At 74.7% G+C, this 767-nt stretch carries 1 protein-coding gene; it reads right to left on the bottom strand.

The window, feature by feature from the left end; all coding sequences use genetic code 11:
- Window positions 1–17 precede the first annotated feature (17 nt).
- Window positions 18–695, bottom strand: coding sequence for an MtrAB system response regulator MtrA (gene mtrA / locus GTR00_RS22030; RefSeq protein WP_166613611.1), 678 nt, complete (start codon window positions 693–695; stop codon window positions 18–20).
- Between the last annotated feature and the right edge of the window lie 72 nt (window positions 696–767).

Below are 767 nucleotides of genomic sequence, written 5' to 3'. Positions count from 1 at the left end.
CGGCAGGGCCGGGCGCCTCACAGCGGTCCCGCGCGGTACCCCACTCCGCGGACGGTGACGACGATCTCGGGGTGCTCGGGGTCCTTCTCGATCTTCGAGCGCAGCCGCTGCACGTGGACGTTGACCAGCCGGGTGTCGGCGGCGTGGCGGTAGCCCCACACCTGCTCCAGCAGCACCTCGCGGGTGAACGCCTGCCACGGCTTGCGGGCCAGGGTGACCAGCAGCTCGAACTCCAGCGGCGTCAGCGGCAGCGAGCGGCCCTCGCGGCGCACCGAGTGCCCGGCCACGTCGACGGTCAGGTCGCCGATGCGCAGCGTCTCCGGCGGGCGCTCCCCCGCCGAGCGCAGCCGGGCGCGCACGCGCGCCACGAGCTCCTTGGGCTTGAACGGCTTGACGACGTAGTCGTCGGCGCCGGCCTCCAGACCCAGCACGACGTCCACGGTGTCGCTCTTGGCGGTGAGCATGACGATCGGCACCCCGGACTCGGCGCGGATGAGCCGGCACACCTCCATGCCGTCGGTGCCGGGCAGCATCAGGTCCAGCAGGACCAGGTCCGGGCGGGTGGCGCGGAACGCCTCCAGCGCCTGGTCGCCGTCGGAGCAGAAGCGCGCCTCCAGCCCCTCGCCCTGCAGCACGATGCCCAGCATCTCGGCGAGCGCGGTGTCGTCGTCGACCACGAGCACGCGTCCCCTCATGGGCTCATCCTGCCTGGCGCGGGGCCGTGCCGGGCGCTCCCGGCCCGCCCGGCGCGCCGCGGGGGCCGGGAG

Origin of the sequence: Kineococcus indalonis, assembly GCF_009906395.1 — a bacterium.
GTDB lineage: Bacteria > Actinomycetota > Actinomycetes > Actinomycetales > Kineococcaceae > Kineococcus > Kineococcus indalonis.
The sequence above is the reverse complement of the archived record's forward strand: the minus strand, read 5'-3'. Positions and strand labels throughout refer to the sequence as shown.